This window comes from Streptomyces sp. NPDC001922, from assembly GCF_042891165.1.
Classification (GTDB): domain Bacteria; phylum Actinomycetota; class Actinomycetes; order Streptomycetales; family Streptomycetaceae; genus Streptomyces.
The window spans coordinates 202,056-218,147 of record NZ_JBIASV010000007.1 but is presented as its reverse complement, the minus strand read 5'-3'; the positions used below and the strand labels follow the sequence as shown (position 1 = coordinate 218,147).

Sequence of the window (16,092 nt, the reverse complement as noted above, 5' to 3'; positions counted from 1 at the left end):
GCGGGTGGCGATGACTCGCCACTGCTCGAGGCGGCTGAGGCACCGTTCGGCGGTGTTGCGCTGCTTGTGGACCTCGCGGTCGGAGGGGAGATCAGCCGACATGGACGCGGGGCCGCCGGGCACGGTCCGGTTCGGCCTCGCGCAGCACCTCACGGGTGACCGGCGCGACCTCGCCCTGGCCGAAGAGGAAGAACCGCAGGAAGTTGGTGAACGGGCTGCCCTCGGTCCATTCGAAGTAGATGTGCGGGCGCTGGCCGGTCTCGTCCCGAACGTGGAGCAGCAGCGCGGCGAGCGCGTTGGGGACACTGGAGCTCTCCAGGGTCAGCACGCGGTAGCGGCCGTGCAGGACCTCTCCGCGCACCCGCAGTTTCGACTCGAACTCGGAGGCGTCCAGGACGGTCACCTCCACGAACAGGAGGTCCTCCCCCGACGGGAGGTCGTTGTCCGAGCGGATCTGTTCCACCTTGTCGCGGTACTCGGCCGCGTCCCGGCTGTCGGGCTCGTTCGCGATGAACCGGATGGTCCTGCTGGCCGTGTCCCGGACGAACCGGGCCGCCATGTCGTCGACCTCCACGTCGGTCACCCGCAGTTCGAAGACCCGGGCCAGGCGCGACAGCAGCGACAGGCCCATGATGCCCGCGATGAAGCAGGCGCCGATCTTCACACCGTCGGGCCGCTCGACGATGTTCACCGCCGTCGTGTAGAGGAAGACCGCCGAGATGACGCCGAATCCGATGGTCCAGCCACGCTGCCGGGCCCGGCGCGCGGCGATGGTCACCGCGACCGCCGCGGAGGTGATCAGGACCAGGACACCCGTGGCGTAGGCGCCGCCCTGCGCGTCGACATCGGCGTCGAAGATCCAGGTCACCAGGAATGCGACGAGGGTGAAGACGATGACCATGGGGCGGACGGCCCGGGCCCAGTGGGGGGCCATGCCGTAGCGGGGCAGGTAACGCGGCATCAGGTTCAGCAGACCGGCCATCGCGGAGGCTCCGGCGAACCAGAGAATGAGGATGGTCGAGGCATCGTAGACCGAGCCGAACGCGGATCCCAGGTACTCGTGGGCCAGGTAGGCCAGGGCCCGCCCGTTGGCTGCCCCGCCGGCGTCGAACTCCTTCTCCGGAATCAGCAGCGTCGTGATGAAACTGCTGGTGATCAGGAAAACGCTCATGATCACGGCGGCCGTGGTGAGCAGCTTCTTCGTTCCGCGGATCCGCCCGGCGGGCTTCTCCTCGGTGTCCCCGGGTGCGCCCTGGACATGGGGCATGACGGCGACACCCGTCTCGAAACCGGACAGTCCCAGCGCGAGTTTCGGGAACACCACCAGCGCGATGCCCACCATCAGCAGCGGACTGCCGTGCTGCGCGGTCAGCGCGTGCGACCAGTCACTGATCACCTGCGGGGCCGTGATCACCTGCCACAGTCCGACCACCACGACCACGGCGTTCAGCGCCAGGTAGGAAGCGACGAGGACCACCGCCAGCCCGATGGCCTCCCCGAAGCCCTTGAGGAACACCGCACCCAGCAGGGCGACCAGCAGCAGCGTGATGAGGACCTCGTGGCCCTCCAGCGTGTGGGTGAAGTTCGGGTTCTCCACCAGGTGCGCCGTGGCGTCGGCCGCCGACAAGGTGATGGTGATGAGGAAGTCCGTCGCGGCGAAGCCCAGCAGCGTCAGGACGAACAGCTTGCCCTTCCAGAACGACAGCAGCCGTTCCAGCATGGCGATGGAGCCCTCGCCGTGCGGGCTCTCCTCGGCGACCCTGCGGTAGACCGGCAGGGCCCCCACCAGGGTCAGTACCACCAGCACAATCGTGGCCAGCGGCGACAGCAGTCCCGCCGCGAGGGCCGCGATCCCCGGCTGGTAACCGAGTGTCGAGAAGTAGTCCAGCCCGGTCAGACACATGACCCGCCACCACGGCGCCCCGCTGTGGGCTTCCTGCTCGGCCTCCTGTGCCGGGCGGTTCCGGGTGTCGGCGGTCAGCCCTTCCAGCAGCCACTCCCGGAGGCGGCCGGAGCGGGTGGGGGTGGCCATTGCGCGGCTCTCCTGTCATACGGCAAAGGTCAACCGTCAAAAGGACGGCTGGGTCAGCGTACGCAGATCCCAGCCGCACACCCGGGCGGGAGCGGATCTTGACACATCCTTGACGGCGGCCCGGCGCGGAGAGCCTCCGCCGGAGAAGCGGGCGGAGGCTCGGAGCGCGTGGCCGCTCAGCCCTACAGGCCGATGTCGCGCCGGCCCATGTCGTCCAGCGATTCACGGCGGATGAGGACGCGCGCCCTCCCCTGGGCCACGGCGATCACGGGCGGCCGGCCGACCAGGTTGTACCCGGAGGCCATGGACAGGTGATAGGCGCCGGCGGCAGGGACCGCGAGCAGGTCCCCGGGACGGACGTCTCCGGGCAGCGTCACACCGTCCGCCAGCACATCACCCGCCTCGCAGTGCCGGCCCACCACCGTGACGGGACGGAGCGCCGCCGCGGATCGCCGGCCGATGAGCCGGGGGGTGTACCGGACCCCGTACAGCGCGGGCCTGGGGTTGTCGCTCATCCCGCCGTCGACGGCGACGAAGGTGCGCTCCCCCGTGCGCTTGACGGCGAGCACCCGGTACACGGCGACCCCGGCGGGCCCGATCACGGCGCGGCCCGGCTCCAGGGTGAGCCGGGGCACGGGCAATCGCGCCCGAGTGCAGCCGTCCTCGAGTTCGGCCCGGACACGCGCGGCCAGGACGGCCACCGGGAGAGGGCGCTCGCCGGGCCGGTAGGCGATGGCGTGCCCGCCGCCGATGTCCAACTGGGGGAGTTCGACGCCGTGCTGGTCGCGCACCCGGGCCAGCAGGCCGACCATGCGCCGTACGGCCGCCACGTACGGCTTGACCGTGGTGATCTGGGAGCCGATGTGGCAGTGGACGCCGACCAGTTCCAGGCGGGGTTGTCCCAGGATCCTGGCCACGGCGTGCTGGGCCGATCCGTCGGCGATCGACAGGCCGAACTTCTGGTCGTCGGTGCCGGTGCGTACCGCAGCGTGGCCGCCGGCCGCGATGCCCGGCACCACGCGCACCATGATCTGCTGCCGGCTGCCCGGGGAGACGATCGCCGCGAGCCGTGCGATCTCCGAAGCGCTGTCGACGACGATGCGCCCGACGCCGAGGCGTACGGCGGCCCGGAGGTCGTCCGGGCTCTTGGCGTTGCCGTGCATCACGATCCGCTCCGGTGGGAATCCGGTGGCCACCGCGAGCCCGAGCTCCCCCGCCGAGCAGACGTCCAGGCCCAGGCCCTCCTCCCTGACCCAGCGGGCGACGGCGCGGCTCAGGAACGCCTTGGCCGCGTAGACGATGTCCGCGTCGGGGAATGCCGTGCGGTATGTGCGGCAGCGTTCCCGGACCTCGTCCTCGTCGAGGAGGTACACCGGCGTGCCGAACCGGTCGGCGGCTTCGGCCAGGGATACCCCGCCGACGGTCACATCGCCGTCGGCAGCGGACCGGGCGGAGGCCGGCCAGATGGCGAACTCCTCGGCGTCGTCCCGCCGCGGGACCGGGCCGACCGGGTCCGGTGAGAGTGAGATGGTCATGACGCTCTTCCTTCAGCCGATCAGCAGGTCGATACACGAGACGACGGCCGCGGCAGCGGTGACGAATTCCTCCACGAAGACATCGACTGCGCCCCGCCACACGGAGGGCCGCGGACGCTGCAGTGACGCTATCCCCGGAGGACGGGACATGGTCCCCGTCATGACACATGCTTGATGCGCCGGCTCGCATTCTGACGCGACGTTGACCGACGTTGACATGGCGAACCGTCGCACGGTGTTGTCGCCCGTTCCGGACCCTCAGGATCCGCGGCCACGAGTGAACTCAGTGCCAACACAGTTGTGCACGCTGTGCTCACGCCCCACTGGCCGCACTCCTGCATCGTGAAGCGAGTCCGACGCGGGGCGGTCGGCCCGTACAGCGCTGACAGCCTCGGGCGAACCGGCGTTCCGGCGGGCGAGTAACCCAGGTGCAGAGACCAGGAGTTCTCCGCCGGCGACGGACCGGGGCCCGTGGCGACAGCAACCGCCCTGACACGGTCAGCCATACGGTGATTCGCGATTTCCATGGGAGGAATCCATGCGTACGCTCACATCAGCGGCAGCCCTCGTCGCTGCCGGCGGCCTCACCCTCGGCCTGCTGGCCGCACCGGCATTCGCCACCCCCACCGTCTCCACCTCTCCGGCCACGGTGCACGCCGGAGACGCCGACAGTCCTGGATGGGCCACCCATGTGAAGAACGCCAGGAACGTCGCCGACTCCGGTGTACCGAATCCGAGCAGGACGGTTCGCTGCACTTTCGTCTACTCGGAGGGCGGCAGGAAGACCCACGGCAAGGTGTGCTTCGATCCGAGCGGCGACAAGTTCTACGTCAAGGACATGCGGGCCGACGGAATGAGCATCTACATGCGCGCCATGTACGCGGGCAACCCGCAGACCGTCTTCGACTGCAGGGATTTCAAGGGCAGCGGCGTGGGCTGGACGGCTTGCGAATTCTCCGGGGAGCTGAAGGAGAACCGGCGCATCAACTTCAACGCCTTGGCCTATAAGGGCAACGTCCTGGAGCTCGAAGGCCTGACCGGGACCGCGCAGAACTGAACGATAGGACGGGCAGGACCTCTTGACGGCTTCCCTCGCCAACGGGTCCGTTTGGTGGGGTAGGCGATGACGTCCAGCTCTCCTGCGCCTGCCGTCCATCACGTCCCGGCCGGCCAGGGCAGTCGCTCGACGGTCGGCCCGATGCGGGGCTCGTGGGATGGAAGCCGAGGGCCACCCGGTCAGCTGCGAGTGGGGGGGGCGGGGGGCGGGGGGGGGGCCCCCCCCCCCCCGGGCCCCCCGGGGCGGCGGGCGGGGGGGGGGGGGCGGCCCCCGCCCGCCCCCCGCCGGGGGGGGGGGGGGGCCCCCCCCCCCGCCGCCCCCCCCCCCACTTCACTCCTGGATGCGCCGGGCAGTCACTCGACGGCGGGAGCCCGTCCGTACGGCTCACCCGGTCTCACCGGCCCGTCGTCCACGAGCCTCGCCGTCCGGTCAGCCAGGCTCACGTCACCACACGTCGGCTCAGCCGCCAGGAGTCCGCGACGCGTCGATCACGACGTCCGCCATGGCGCGAGCCATGCGCTGATGGAATTTCCACAGGAAGGGGTCCTTGGGGCTGGGCGCGCCGAAGAAGCCTTGCGGCGTCACCCGTCGGGCGTGCTCGCCGCCCTTCCGCCATTCCGTCAGGTCCTCCCGGCCCAGGCCGGTCGGCTGCAGTCGTTCCATGGCGTCGTAGTCGACGATCTCGGGGAACCAGCGCATCATCAGTGCGCTTTCGATCTCTTCCGCGTGCACACCCAATTCGCCGGTCAGCTCCAGCCCTTCGAACAAGGGCTGCATGGCAAAGACACCCAGGACAGGTGGCTGCGCGGCATCGCCGAGCCGGTCGGCGATGAAGTCGGGTTCCACCAGCACGACACCGGTATGCCCTTTCTCATGTTGGCGCCGCACGACGTCCAACAGCATCTGGTTGTGGGCGATGTCCCCCTGGTGGTTGATGACGAAGATGCGCTCGAAGCCGTCCGTGGCCAGGGAGTCCAGGATGTCGGTGTGCAGTGCGACTGCTGTCTCGGGGCGGGTTCGGAAGGTCCCGGCGAAGCTCGCACAGACCTGATTGATGCCCCAGAAAACCGGCGGAGCGATCAGCGTCTCCACCCCGCGCCGCTCCAACTCCGCCTTGACGAGCCGGCACAGTTGATAAGCGCCGTAGGCATCGGTGCCCAGCGGCAGGTGGGGACCGTGCTGCTCTATGACACCGGTCGGCAGGAGCACATGTGCTCCTCGATCGACCGCCGCCTCGACTTCCGGATACGTGAGGTCGGCCATCGTTTCAGCAAATATCGAATACCCGGTGGTCACCTGGGTCTCCTCCCCCTGAACTCGTGTGAGCCCGCTCCGGGCCACGCAAATGATCTTCACGTCCGGGTGAGGACCCGCGCGATCACCGGTACCGACGGCAGCGCAGTGAGGATCTTGGAGGAAGTGCACATATCCACGGCACTGCCGTTGCCCTGAGCTGTGATCCGGTGCACTCGCCGGAGGAGTTCGACAGTCGGCAGGGCGGCTGTGGGCTGTCCCGGACGAGCCGGACAGGGCCCTGGCAGCCACGTCCTGGTGATCTGTACAGAACGCTCAGCCCCAGGTGAGCGGGTCGAGATGGAGGTAGAAGCGCAGGCGGTCGCGGTCCGGGGAGATGCCGTACCGTTCGGCGAACGCTCCGTCCGCGGCCCGTGCCTGCTCCTCGTCCGCCCATGTCTCTCGCGCACTGGCGAAGAGCAGGGCCAAGTCGGCGTAGCGGTCGGCCGTCCCGAGGCGGCCCAGGTCGATGAAGCCCGACACGTCCAGGGTCTCGGGATCGAGGATGATGTTGGGCAGGCACAGATCCCCGTGGCAGACGACCGTGTCGACGGCCTCCTGGTCTCGTCGCCGAGGAACCTGCCGGGTGAGGCGGGTCAGCAGGTCCGGGGGCGGCGTGTGCTGCTGTGCCACGGGGAGGAAGGCCGGGTTCACGGCGTTACGGGCCACGACGTCGTGTGCCACGGCGACCATGGTGTCCAGGCCCCGGCCGAACGGGCACTCCGGCACGGGCACCTCGTGCATCCGACGGACCGCGTCCGCGATCCGTTCCCAAGCGCCTCGCAGGTCCTCAGCGGCCACCTGATCTGCGGGTGTGCCGGAGACGGCACTGGTGACCAGGCAGGCCCCGGCGTCATCGGAGTGCCAGTCGAGTACGTGGGGGCCCGGTACGCCCTGACCGCTCAGCCAGGTGATCCGGTCCCGCTCGCCCGCCAGGTCGGCTGCATCAGCAGCGGGTACGCACTTGGCGTACCGGGTGGCGTCGGCGCTGCGGAAGACGGAGGCCCCCGACTCGCCCGCGGTGACTGGCAGCCAGTCGCCACCTGTGCCGAGCAGCGCGGACGGCGAGGCCTGCAGCCCGGAGTGATCGCTCATAGCGGCCACCCTAGGGGGTGTGTCGAAAGTCCCGCCTGGCCGGAGGTTCCCCGCTGCCACGGCCGGAGCCGACGAGCGAGTGCCGGTGACACCCCCGACCGGCCCCAGGGGTGACCGAGGGGCCGCGTGCACGTGCCGGGGCAGGCGGAGGTGAGATCATGGAAGGTGTCTTTTCGGCAGCTGATGGACATCCAGCGTTCATGGAGACCAGGGCGTGCACTGGTGCTCATCCCGCTCGGGCTGATCATCGCGGTCTGCACGATCGACATCCTCGCTCCCCCCGACATCCACCTGGGCCCCCTTCTGGTGGTGGCGCCCGCGATCACGGCGGCCTTCGCCGGCCCCCGCCTGGCGGCGCTGATCGGGCTGCTGGCCATCACGGCCCAGGTCGTGATCGGTGCGGCCCGCGGCGTGCTGACGACCGAGAACCTGCACGCCCAGATCGCCGCCCTGAGCCTCGTATCGGTCATGGTCGTGGTGTTCTGCCTGATCAGAGACCGGCACGCGGACCAGCTGAACCAGAGCCGCTCCATCGCCCGAACGGCCCAGGATGTGCTGCTCCGCCCGCTCCCCGAGCGCAGCGGGCCACTGGAGATCGACTCCCTCTACCTCGCCGCTGAGGACCAGGCCGTCATCGGCGGCGACCTCTTCGCAGCCGCCCGCACCACCACCAGTACGCGCCTGCTGATCGGCGACGTCCGGGGCAAGGGTCTGCCGGCGATCAGCCACGCGGCTCTGCTGCTCGGCGCCTTCCGCGCCGCAGCCCACCGGCAGGCAACGCTGACGAACCTCGCCATCCACCTCGACGGTGCCATGCGCTGGGACTCCGGCCAATGGCGGACCGATCCGGCACCGGACACCGAGGAGTCCTTCGCCACGGCGACCCTGCTCGACATCCCCGACGACGACCCCGTGGTCCACACCGTCAGCTGCGGCCACCCGGCGCCCATGATCCTCCGCGACGGCCACGCCACCCCTCTCCCCGTCAGCCGGCCCGCCCCGCCCCTGGGGCTGGGAGGCCTGCCCGGCGCACCCGAGTACAGCATCGAGACCTTCACCTTCCGCCCCGGGGACCTGCTGCTCCTCTACACCGATGGGGTGCTGGAGGCGCGTGACCCGGCAGGCCGCTTCTACCCGCTGGCCGAGCGGGCGGCCGGGTGGAGCGCCCAATCGCCCCGAACGCTGGTGCGACAGCTGCGCGACGACCTCACACGTCACGTCGAGGGGCATATCGGCGACGACGTCGCGGCGGTCGCGATCCGGCACCGCAGGCCCTGACCCCGCCCACCCGGAACACCGGTGCCGGGGGCGGCGGCCCGAGGAGCCCGCTTCCGGTGCCGGCGGTACGCACGATCCGCAGCCGCAGGCGGTCAGACTCCGTCCCCGACCGGCTCCCGCGTCACCGTGGGGTTCCCGCTGACCAGCAGGCGATGGTGAACCCTGGGGCCCAGGGCGGCTGTTGTGATCGCGATGGCCGCCGCGGCGACGAAGGTGGCGCCGTCCACGTACGCGCCCAGGAGCAGTTGGGTCAGGAGCGCGGCGGCGACCAAGGCCAGTTTCGCGAGCATCACGCGTGGTGCGGAGAGGTCGGGCCGCGCGGAGGGGTGGATGTCGCGGGCCCGCAGTCGGTGGGCCCGGCGGATCTGTACGGGGATGCTGAGGAGGAGGATCAGGAGTCCGACGGCCGGCATGACCGGGGACCGGGCGGCGTGCGGGTCCAGCAGGTGGCCGAGCAGGTTACTGGCGCCGAAGGCGGCCGTGATGATGACGAGCCGGGCCGTGATCAGTTGGGCGATGACCGGTGCGGGGCGGGCGGCCTCGTAGAGGTTGTGCAGGAGGCGGCGGTTGGTCCGCAGGAGCACGGGCGGGAGGAGCAGCAGGATGGCGAGGGTGCGCAGGGCGTGATCCCACGCCGGTGCGTCGCCTTCCCCGATCCAGGTGAACGCCATGAAGATGCCGATGCCCGCATAGGAGAGGCGCAGTCCGAGGGCGCCGGGGGCTGCCGTGTCGTGGGTGCGGGCGGTCGTGCGGTGAGCCTTCATGAAGGTGGCTCCTTCGCAGGAATCAGGTGAGCACCGGACGGTGCGGGGCGCGGACGGTACGGAGCGTCGGACGTGCGCGGCATCGGACGGTGCGGGGCATCGGACGGTGCGCGGCATCGGACGGTGCGGGGCATCGGCACGCGGGCCGATGCCCCGCCGACGGCCCGGCAGCGGACCGCGGCCGCTGTCGGGGCGGTTCGGTTCGGCCGGGTGGCGGGCCGCCGGTGTTCCGGTCAGTCGGCGTCGGTGGCCGTACCGGCGGTGATACCGGCGAACAGCCACTGCAGGGCGTTGGGGAAGAGATCTTCGGGCACGCCGGACGGGTCGATGCGCCGCTGGCGCACCAGGCCGTCGAACAGGGCCGTCACCACGGTGGCCACGGCCTCGGCGGAGACCTCGGCGGGCGCGCCGTGCTGGGTGAGGGACGTACTGATCACTTGTTGCAGTGCCTGGCGAGGTGCGCTCAGGTTGGCTGCCATGGTGTCCAGGACGTGCGGATTGCGGACGGCGTAGAGCCAGAACTCGGCCTGTAGCGGGGCGAAGTCCATGTCCTTGTCGGCAACGTCGATCAGGAGTCGGCCGACTTCGGCGGCGGCCTCCCCGGTACCCGCCGGATGCCGCTCCAGCGCCTGGGCGGCTTCGGCGATGCGACCGGTCTGGCGGTGGGAGAGCAGCTCGAGGAACAGCGCCTCCTTGCCACTGAAGTTGGAGTACAGCGCACCGATGGAGAAGCCCGCCGCCTCGGCGATCTCCTCCACGGAGGCGCCGGTGAAGCCCTTGCGGGCGAACACCCGCGCCGCCGCCTCCAGCAGGAGCGCACGGGTACGCGCTTTGGCCTCCGCCCGGCTCAGTCGCCGACGGACAGGTTCATCACTCTCAGTGTTCACATCGAGGAGGCTATTCACATAGTGATCGCTATGTCAATGCTCGGATGGCGTGTACAGTCCGCATAGCGATCACTATGCGAATACCCATTGCTATCGCACGGTGGATGGTCGCTGCCCCGTCGCGTACGGCGCACGCGACCGCCGCGTCGCCCCTCGACCTGCGAGGAAGGGAAAGAGAGATGATCACGCAGTCCCCGCCGCAGCCCCTGCGGCTCGTGGTGGACCTGAACCGCTGCCAGAGCTACGGACAGTGCGTCTACGCCGCCCCGACGGTCTTCCGGTTCCACGGCGAGGAATCGCTGGAGTACGACTACGCCCCCGGGGACGGCGTCCGCCGCGAGGTGGCGCGGGCCGCTGCCGCCTGCCCGGTCCAGGCGATCACGATCGGCGGCGCCACCGAGCCCGCACCGAGCACGAACGGGGACGTCCGGTGAACGCGTCGGGCGCGGCGGGGCCGCGTACCGGTCGGGTCGTGGTGGTCGGCGCCTCGCTGGCCGGGCTGCGCGCGGCCGAAGCCCTGCGGGACGAAGGGTTCACCGGGGAGCTCACCTTGATCGGGGACGAGCCCCACGAGCCGTACGACCGGCCGCCGCTGTCGAAGGCGGTGCTGTCCGGGCGGCTGAGCTGCGACCGCATCGTGCTGCCCCGGGTCCGCGACATCGACGCCCGCTGGCTGCTGGGCACGCCCGCCGCCGGGCTGGATGTGCCGGGTCGCCGGGTGGAACTGGCCGACGGCCGGCGGGTGGAGTACGACCGGCTGCTGATCGCCACCGGCACCCGGGCACGCCGCTGGCCCGCCGAGGCCGGGGGTGGCCTGGAGGGTGTGCAGGTGCTGCGCACCCGTGAGGACGCCGAGCGGCTGCGCGCCGCGCTGACGGCCGGGCCGTCCCGGGTGCTGGTCGTCGGCGCCGGCTTCACCGGTGGCGAAGTGGCCTCCGGCTGCCGCGAGTCGGGGCTCGAGGTGACGGTGACCCAGCGCGGCGCGGCGCCGATGGCCGGGGCGCTGGGCGGGGCGATCGGCCGGGCCGCCGCCGGCTGGTACCGCGAGGCCGGCGTGGACCTGCGGCTGAACACCACGGTCCACGCCCTGGAAGGCGACCCGTCCGGCCGGCTGCGCCGGGCCGTGCTGTCCGACGGCACGGTGGTGGACGCCGAGGTGGCGGTGGTCGCCACCGGCCCCCTGGCCAACACCGAGTGGCTGGCCGGCTCCGGGCTCGCCGCCGACAGCCGCGGCGTGGTGAGCGACGGTGGCTGCCGGGCCGTGGCCGCCGACGGGCGGCCGGTCGAGGATGTCTTCGTCTCCGGTGACGTCGCCCGTCGGCCGCACCCCCTGTACCCCGGGCAACTGCTGCGCCTGGACCACTGGGACAACGCCGTCGCCCAGGCGCGCACCGTCGCCCACAACATCACCCACGACCGGGGCGACCAGCGCATCCACCAACCGCTGCCCGCCTTCTGGTCCCAGCAGTTCGGCCGCTACCTCAAGTCCGTCGGCGTGCCGGCCCTCGCTGATCAGGTCGTCGTCACCCAGGGCTCCCTCGACCAGCGGCGGTTCGTCGCGGCCTACGGCCTCAAGGGCAGGATGGTGGGCGCCGTGGCGGTCGACTCCCCCCGCGTGCTGGACGGTTACGCCGCGCTCACCGAAGCCCGCGCACCGTTCCCGCCCCTGCTGGGCGCCACCGATGGCCCGGACCACCTCGACCCCGTCGACGCCGGGTTTCCCGGCCGTGACGCCCACCGCACCCGGGACCACGACATGCACACACCGCCGGCCACCGTCCCCGCCCCGACCTCCCACCGGTGAACGGAGAGCTCCCATGACCACATCCACGGCACCCTCGGCCGGCGACCTGTTCGCGCAGGTCCTGCGGCAGGACCGGCGCGCCGACCCCTACCCCTCCTACGCCCGGATGCGCCGGCAGCCGGTCGCCCGGCTGGACGACGGCTCCTGGCTGGTCAGCGGCTACCGGGAGATCCGGCAACTGCTGCACGACCCGCGCAGCAGCGCCGACCGCCTCGACCCGCAGAACAAGATCCCCAAAGCGGCGAGGAGCCTGCTCATGCAGGACCCGCCCCTGCACGACCAGCTGCGCCGTGTGGTCACCGAGGAGTTCATCCCCCGGATCATGGGCATGCGCGACCACCTCGGCGAGCTGGTCGCCCGGCTGCTCGACGCCCACATCAGCGACGGCCCCGGCCGGCTCGACGTCGTCGCCGACCTGGCCTACCCGCTGCCGGTCACGGTGATCTGCGAGCTCCTGGGCGTGCCTCCCGAGGACGAGCCCCTCTTCGGCAGCCTCGCCCGGCGGCTCACCCGGGGCCTGGACCCCGTCGACACCCAGACCGAGGACGAGCTCCGCGCACTCGACGAAGCCCGCGGTGAGTTGGTCGGGTACCTGGAAGGACTCATCGCCGAGCGCCGCACCCGCCCCGGCGACGACCTGCTGTCCGGCCTGATGTTCCACCCGGATCCGGACGAGGTGATGAACCCGGTACAACTGCGCGTCACCCTCGGCCTGCTACTGATCGCCGGACATGAGACCACGGTCAACCTCATCGCCAACGGCACCCTCGCCCTGCTGCGCTACCCCGGCGTCCTCGCCCGGCTGCGCACCGATCCGGACCTGGCCACACCGCTGGTGGAAGAGGTGCTGCGCTACGACCCGCCCGTCCAGATGTCCGCCCGCAGCGCCCTGGCCGACATCGACATCGGCGGCACCACCATTCCCCAGGGCTCCCGCATCCGCCTCATGCTGGCCGCGGGGAACCGGGACGCCACGCGCTTCGACGACCCCGACCGGTTCGTCCCCGACCGCGCCGACAACGCGCACCTCGGCTTCGGCGGCGGCCTCCACTACTGCATCGGCGCCACCCTCGCCCGCGCGGAAGCACAGATCGCCTTCACCGCGCTCGCCCGCAGGCTCCGGGCACCGCGCCTGGTCACCGACCCGCCGCCGTACCGGGAGAACGCCATTCTGCGCGGTCCGGAACACCTGCTGGTCGCCTTCGACGGCCTCAGCCCGGACCACGCACCCGCCACCTGACCTCCTGTGTGCCGGACCGGCTCGGTCGGCCCCTGGTGGGCCGGGGAGGCTGCCGGGGAGGCGCCCACGTCGCGGTCACCTCCGGCGTGGCCGCGCTCACCTCCGCCCCACCGGGCGCAGGTGCGGCCGAAGGAACGAAGGGCGCTCGGCCGCCGCGCAGGTGAGGGGGAGGGCGGCCCGAGAACGGCTCAGCCGTCTCGCCATCCGTCCCTGGCGCCTCATCACCTCACCAGGGGCAGCGCCCCTATGAGCCGCGCGGCCGGCCCGGCTCGACACCTCAGCCCTTGCCGGAGCCCTTCACGGCACCCTCGGATTCGTGCTGTGACCGCCAGCCGTGGACCAACAGGTCGAACGCCGTCTCCACAGCAGCGCTCGGGTCGTGTCGGCCCTTGATCAGGGTCGGGACCTCCAGCACGAACCGCGCGAGCGCCGAGCACGCGAGATCGTCCGCCTCCCGGCCGAGTTCCTCCGCGATGGCGGCACCGAGGGCGCTCGCATGGCGCATCCACATGCGCTCCGCGTACTCGCGGAGCGCAGGCGTCCGGTCCACCAGCGCAGCGAACCGACGCAGACGAGGGTCCGACGCGACGGGCACCCAGGACTTCAGTGCGTGGGCACGAAGCGCCTCGACCACACTCCGGCCCTCGGGCCGCTCACGGACGGCGGTGATCAGCCCTGCCTCGACTTCTTCCTCGCGGTCGAAGACCAGCGCCTCCTTGCTCGGGAAGTGCGCGAAGAGGGTCGTCGTCGACACGTCGGCCCGTTCGGCGACGTCACGGACGCTCACTCGCTCGAAACCGTGCTCCAGGAAGAGCTCCAGGGCGGCGTCGGCGATGGCCTGCCTGGTCGCGGCCTTCTTGCGCTCGCGACGACCAACGGTCGGAGAGTCGGGCATGGCGTCACCGTACCCCACGACTGGAACGAGACAGAAACTGGAACCGTTGCACTTTCGGACTGATTTCTGTTTTTCTGGTCGCCATGGGGTGCCGCCCCGTGGGGGTCGCGGCACCGATCGTCGCCGCGCCACGGCGCCATCGGGAACCCCACCGACGAAAGGAGTCCGCCGTGGACTCTCCGACGCCCGCAGGCGTGCGGATCAGCATCATCGGCGCCGGCCCGGGAGGCCTCACGTGCGCGCGCATCCTGCAGCGGCACGGCATCACGGTGACCGTGTACGACCGCGATCCGCACGTGAACTCCCGCAACCAGGGAGGCTCGCTCGACCTGCACCCGGAGGACGGCCAGCTCGCCCTCCGCGAAGCGGGCCTGCTGGAGGAGTTCTTCGGGCTCGCCCGGCTCGAAGGGCAGGAAATGCGCCGGATGGACCCGGCGGGGCGCGTCCTCGCCCACCATCTGCCGGACGAGGGCGAAACCGGCAGCCCCGAGATCGACCGCGGACAACTGCGCAATCTCCTGCTGCGTTCACTCGCTGCGGGAACGGTTCAGTGGGGGCGCGCTCTCACATCGGTGAGCGGACCGGCCAACGGGCCGCGAACCCTCACATTCACCGACGGGACGGCCGTCGAGGCGGACCTGGTGATCGGTGCGGACGGCGCCTTCTCCCGCGTCCGCGCCGCCGTATCACCCGCGACTCCGCGCTACACCGGGGTCAGCTTCCTCGAGGCACGGTTCGATGCCATGGAGCGGGCGCACCCCGAGCTGTCCCGACTGGTCGGGAAGGGCAGTGCCCACATCGCCGACGGCGAGCGGGGGCTGTTCGCACAGCGCAACAGCGGCGGCCACATGCGCGTCTACCTCATGCAGCGGGTCCCCGCGGACTGGATCGCGGCGAACGGGCTCCGCCCCGAGGACACCGGGGGCATCCGTGCGCATCTGCTCCGCGAGTACGCGGCCTGGTCACCGCGGACACTCCGAATGATCACCGACAACGACGGCGCCTATGTCGACCGTCCGCTCTTCGCCCTGCCGGTACCGCACACCTGGGAGCACTCGCCCAGTGTGACGCTCCTGGGAGACGCCGCACACCTCATGCCGCCGCTCGGCGTCGGCGTCAACCTCGCCATGCTCGACGCCTGCGAACTCGCGCTCGCACTCGCCCACTCCCCCACCATCGGCCGCGCCGTCCAGCGCTACGAGCAGTCGATGCTCCCGCGCTCGGCCGATGCGGCCCGGATGCTCGACGGCGGTGCCGAGCACCTGCTCTCCGCACCCGGCCCCGACGAGATCGCCGGGTTCGGCCCGGCCCGCACCTGAGACCCGCCTCGCGACGGCGGGCGCCGCCGGTCCGCAGGAGGACCGGCGGCGCCGCGGGTGGTCAGGAGCAGGGCTTGTAGAAGTGCTTCCAGCCGTCGCCGGGCATGGACGGCGGCTCACCCGTGGTCGCGAACTCGCCGTACTTGACCTGCAGTTCGTAGCTGTACTGCCCCGGGCCGCTGCCCGGCTTCGTGAGGCGCACATCCCGGTCCAGCGTTCCGTCGCCGGCGTTGTTGAGGATCGCGAGGTCCGGGTACGCATCGTCGCCGTAGTTGGCGATCCGGAGTTGCTTGGCCTCGCCGTGGTCGCCGATGTCGGAGTGCCGGGGGTGGGCGGACTTGAGGTTCGACCGCTTGAGCGGGCCCGGGCGGTATTCCGCGAGGCGCGCCGTCGCGGGGTCGTCCCCGCCGGCCGGCTTGACGATGTTGACGACCATGTCCAGGGTGCCGTCCTTCTGGAAGTCGGCGACCGCGGCGGAGGCGATCTCCCCCCGCTTCGCGCCGAGAAGCTCGCTGACGGCGTGCTTCGCGCCGAACGTACCGGTCGCGGTTCCCCACTGGACCGTCATCCTGGTGCCGGTGTGCCCAGGGTTCACGATCTTGTCCGGGCGGCGGTCACCGTCGAGATCGCCGACCAGCGTCGTGGCGTCGGCCAGGCACGGGCCCGTCGTCGCGGCGGGCTTGCCGGAACGCTGTAAGGCGTGCGCCTCTGCCGCGTTGGCCTGGTACCCGGCAGCGGTAAGGATCAGGGCAGCGGCCGCGACCGGCGCGGCGATCAGACGAGAGTGCTTGTGCAGCATCTTCGACTCCTAACGTCGTTGCTGCCGGGTGAGATGCCGGTGACGTTTGGCGCGTTCCTGCCCGATTCGCCGTATTACACAACCGTGACGTGTG

The 16,092-nt window shown here is 71.1% G+C and carries 14 protein-coding genes; 6 read left to right on the top strand and 8 right to left on the bottom strand.

Annotation, left to right across the window (positions count from 1 at the left end; genetic code table 11):
• Positions 1-91: 91 nt before the first annotated feature.
• Positions 92-2,032: an amino acid transporter gene (locus ACFYYR_RS14825; RefSeq protein WP_388851951.1), complete on the bottom strand. Its 1,941-nt coding sequence runs from the start codon at positions 2,030-2,032 to the stop codon at positions 92-94.
• Positions 2,033-2,214: 182 nt separating this feature from the next.
• Positions 2,215-3,567: a diaminopimelate decarboxylase gene (lysA, locus tag ACFYYR_RS14820; RefSeq protein ID WP_388851948.1), complete on the bottom strand. Its 1,353-nt coding sequence runs from the start codon at positions 3,565-3,567 to the stop codon at positions 2,215-2,217.
• Between the two features lie 538 nt (positions 3,568-4,105).
• Between lysA and ACFYYR_RS14815 the strand changes: the two genes are divergently transcribed.
• Positions 4,106-4,624, top strand: coding sequence for a hypothetical protein (locus ACFYYR_RS14815; protein WP_388851945.1), 519 nt, complete (start codon positions 4,106-4,108; stop codon positions 4,622-4,624).
• A 459-nt stretch (positions 4,625-5,083) separates the two neighbouring features.
• On the opposite strand, the gene ACFYYR_RS14810 is transcribed toward ACFYYR_RS14815, so the two are convergent.
• Together ACFYYR_RS14810 and ACFYYR_RS14805 are read right to left on the bottom strand one after the other, a co-directional pair.
• On the bottom strand, positions 5,084-5,920 hold the full coding sequence (locus ACFYYR_RS14810; RefSeq protein WP_388851942.1) for a creatininase family protein: 837 nt from the start codon (positions 5,918-5,920) through the stop codon (positions 5,084-5,086).
• Between the two features lie 273 nt (positions 5,921-6,193).
• Complete coding sequence (locus ACFYYR_RS14805) at positions 6,194-7,012, bottom strand: APH(3'') family aminoglycoside O-phosphotransferase (protein ID WP_388851939.1); 819 nt, start codon at positions 7,010-7,012, stop codon at positions 6,194-6,196.
• 222 nt (positions 7,013-7,234) lie between these two features.
• Between ACFYYR_RS14805 and ACFYYR_RS14800 the strand changes: the two genes are divergently transcribed.
• Positions 7,235-8,290, top strand: a complete 1,056-nt coding sequence (locus ACFYYR_RS14800; RefSeq protein ID WP_388851936.1) for a PP2C family protein-serine/threonine phosphatase — start codon at positions 7,235-7,237, stop codon at positions 8,288-8,290.
• 92 nt (positions 8,291-8,382) lie between these two features.
• Here the strand turns inward: ACFYYR_RS14800 and ACFYYR_RS14795 are convergent, their stop codons facing one another.
• Both ACFYYR_RS14795 and ACFYYR_RS14790 read right to left on the bottom strand, forming a co-directional pair.
• Positions 8,383-9,054, bottom strand: a complete 672-nt coding sequence (locus tag ACFYYR_RS14795) for a hypothetical protein (protein ID WP_388851933.1) — start codon at positions 9,052-9,054, stop codon at positions 8,383-8,385.
• 233 nt (positions 9,055-9,287) lie between these two features.
• Positions 9,288-9,941, bottom strand: coding sequence for a TetR/AcrR family transcriptional regulator (locus ACFYYR_RS14790; RefSeq protein ID WP_388851931.1), 654 nt, complete (start codon positions 9,939-9,941; stop codon positions 9,288-9,290).
• A gap of 206 nt (positions 9,942-10,147) precedes the next feature.
• Between ACFYYR_RS14790 and ACFYYR_RS14785 the strand changes: the two genes are divergently transcribed.
• Genes ACFYYR_RS14785 through ACFYYR_RS14775 form a run of 3 tightly spaced genes read left to right on the top strand, consistent with a single transcriptional unit; the run spans position 10,148 to position 12,985 of the window.
• On the top strand, positions 10,148-10,375 hold the full coding sequence (locus tag ACFYYR_RS14785) for a ferredoxin (protein ID WP_388852530.1): 228 nt from the start codon (positions 10,148-10,150) through the stop codon (positions 10,373-10,375).
• Between the two features lie 38 nt (positions 10,376-10,413).
• Positions 10,414-11,745 (top strand): NAD(P)/FAD-dependent oxidoreductase, encoded by a 1,332-nt coding sequence (locus ACFYYR_RS14780; protein WP_388851928.1) that lies wholly within the window; start codon positions 10,414-10,416, stop codon positions 11,743-11,745.
• 13 nt (positions 11,746-11,758) lie between these two features.
• Positions 11,759-12,985 carry a cytochrome P450 gene (locus ACFYYR_RS14775; RefSeq protein WP_388851925.1) on the top strand — a complete coding sequence of 409 codons (1,227 nt, stop codon included), beginning with the start codon at positions 11,759-11,761 and terminating at the stop codon, positions 12,983-12,985.
• 277 nt (positions 12,986-13,262) lie between these two features.
• On the opposite strand, the gene ACFYYR_RS14770 is transcribed toward ACFYYR_RS14775, so the two are convergent.
• Positions 13,263-13,880, bottom strand: coding sequence for a TetR/AcrR family transcriptional regulator (locus ACFYYR_RS14770; RefSeq protein WP_388851922.1), 618 nt, complete (start codon positions 13,878-13,880; stop codon positions 13,263-13,265).
• Between the two features lie 170 nt (positions 13,881-14,050).
• Here ACFYYR_RS14770 and ACFYYR_RS14765 point away from each other — a divergent pair, with 170 nt between their 5' ends.
• Positions 14,051-15,199: an FAD-dependent oxidoreductase gene (locus ACFYYR_RS14765; protein WP_388851919.1), complete on the top strand. Its 1,149-nt coding sequence runs from the start codon at positions 14,051-14,053 to the stop codon at positions 15,197-15,199.
• 61 nt (positions 15,200-15,260) lie between these two features.
• On the opposite strand, the gene ACFYYR_RS14760 is transcribed toward ACFYYR_RS14765, so the two are convergent.
• Positions 15,261-15,998, bottom strand: a complete 738-nt coding sequence (locus ACFYYR_RS14760; RefSeq protein ID WP_388851916.1) for an FG-GAP repeat domain-containing protein — start codon at positions 15,996-15,998, stop codon at positions 15,261-15,263.
• Positions 15,999-16,092 lie beyond the last annotated feature (94 nt).

What these genes read in the sequence shown, in the direction of transcription:
- lysA (WP_388851948.1), bottom strand. Translation starts at nt 3,567, where the DNA reads ATGACCATCTCACTCTCACCGGACCCGGTCGGCCCGGTCCCGCGGCGG.
- ACFYYR_RS14815 (WP_388851945.1), top strand. Translation starts at nt 4,106, where the DNA reads ATGCGTACGCTCACATCAGCGGCAGCCCTCGTCGCTGCCGGCGGCCTC.
- ACFYYR_RS14825 (WP_388851951.1), bottom strand. Translation starts at nt 2,032, where the DNA reads ATGGCCACCCCCACCCGCTCCGGCCGCCTCCGGGAGTGGCTGCTGGAA.
- ACFYYR_RS14795 (WP_388851933.1), bottom strand. Translation starts at nt 9,054, where the DNA reads ATGAAGGCTCACCGCACGACCGCCCGCACCCACGACACGGCAGCCCCC.
- ACFYYR_RS14770 (WP_388851922.1), bottom strand. Translation starts at nt 13,880, where the DNA reads ATGCCCGACTCTCCGACCGTTGGTCGTCGCGAGCGCAAGAAGGCCGCG.
- ACFYYR_RS14775 (WP_388851925.1), top strand. Translation starts at nt 11,759, where the DNA reads ATGACCACATCCACGGCACCCTCGGCCGGCGACCTGTTCGCGCAGGTC.
- ACFYYR_RS14805 (WP_388851939.1), bottom strand. Translation starts at nt 7,012, where the DNA reads ATGAGCGATCACTCCGGGCTGCAGGCCTCGCCGTCCGCGCTGCTCGGC.
- ACFYYR_RS14760 (WP_388851916.1), bottom strand. Translation starts at nt 15,998, where the DNA reads ATGCTGCACAAGCACTCTCGTCTGATCGCCGCGCCGGTCGCGGCCGCT.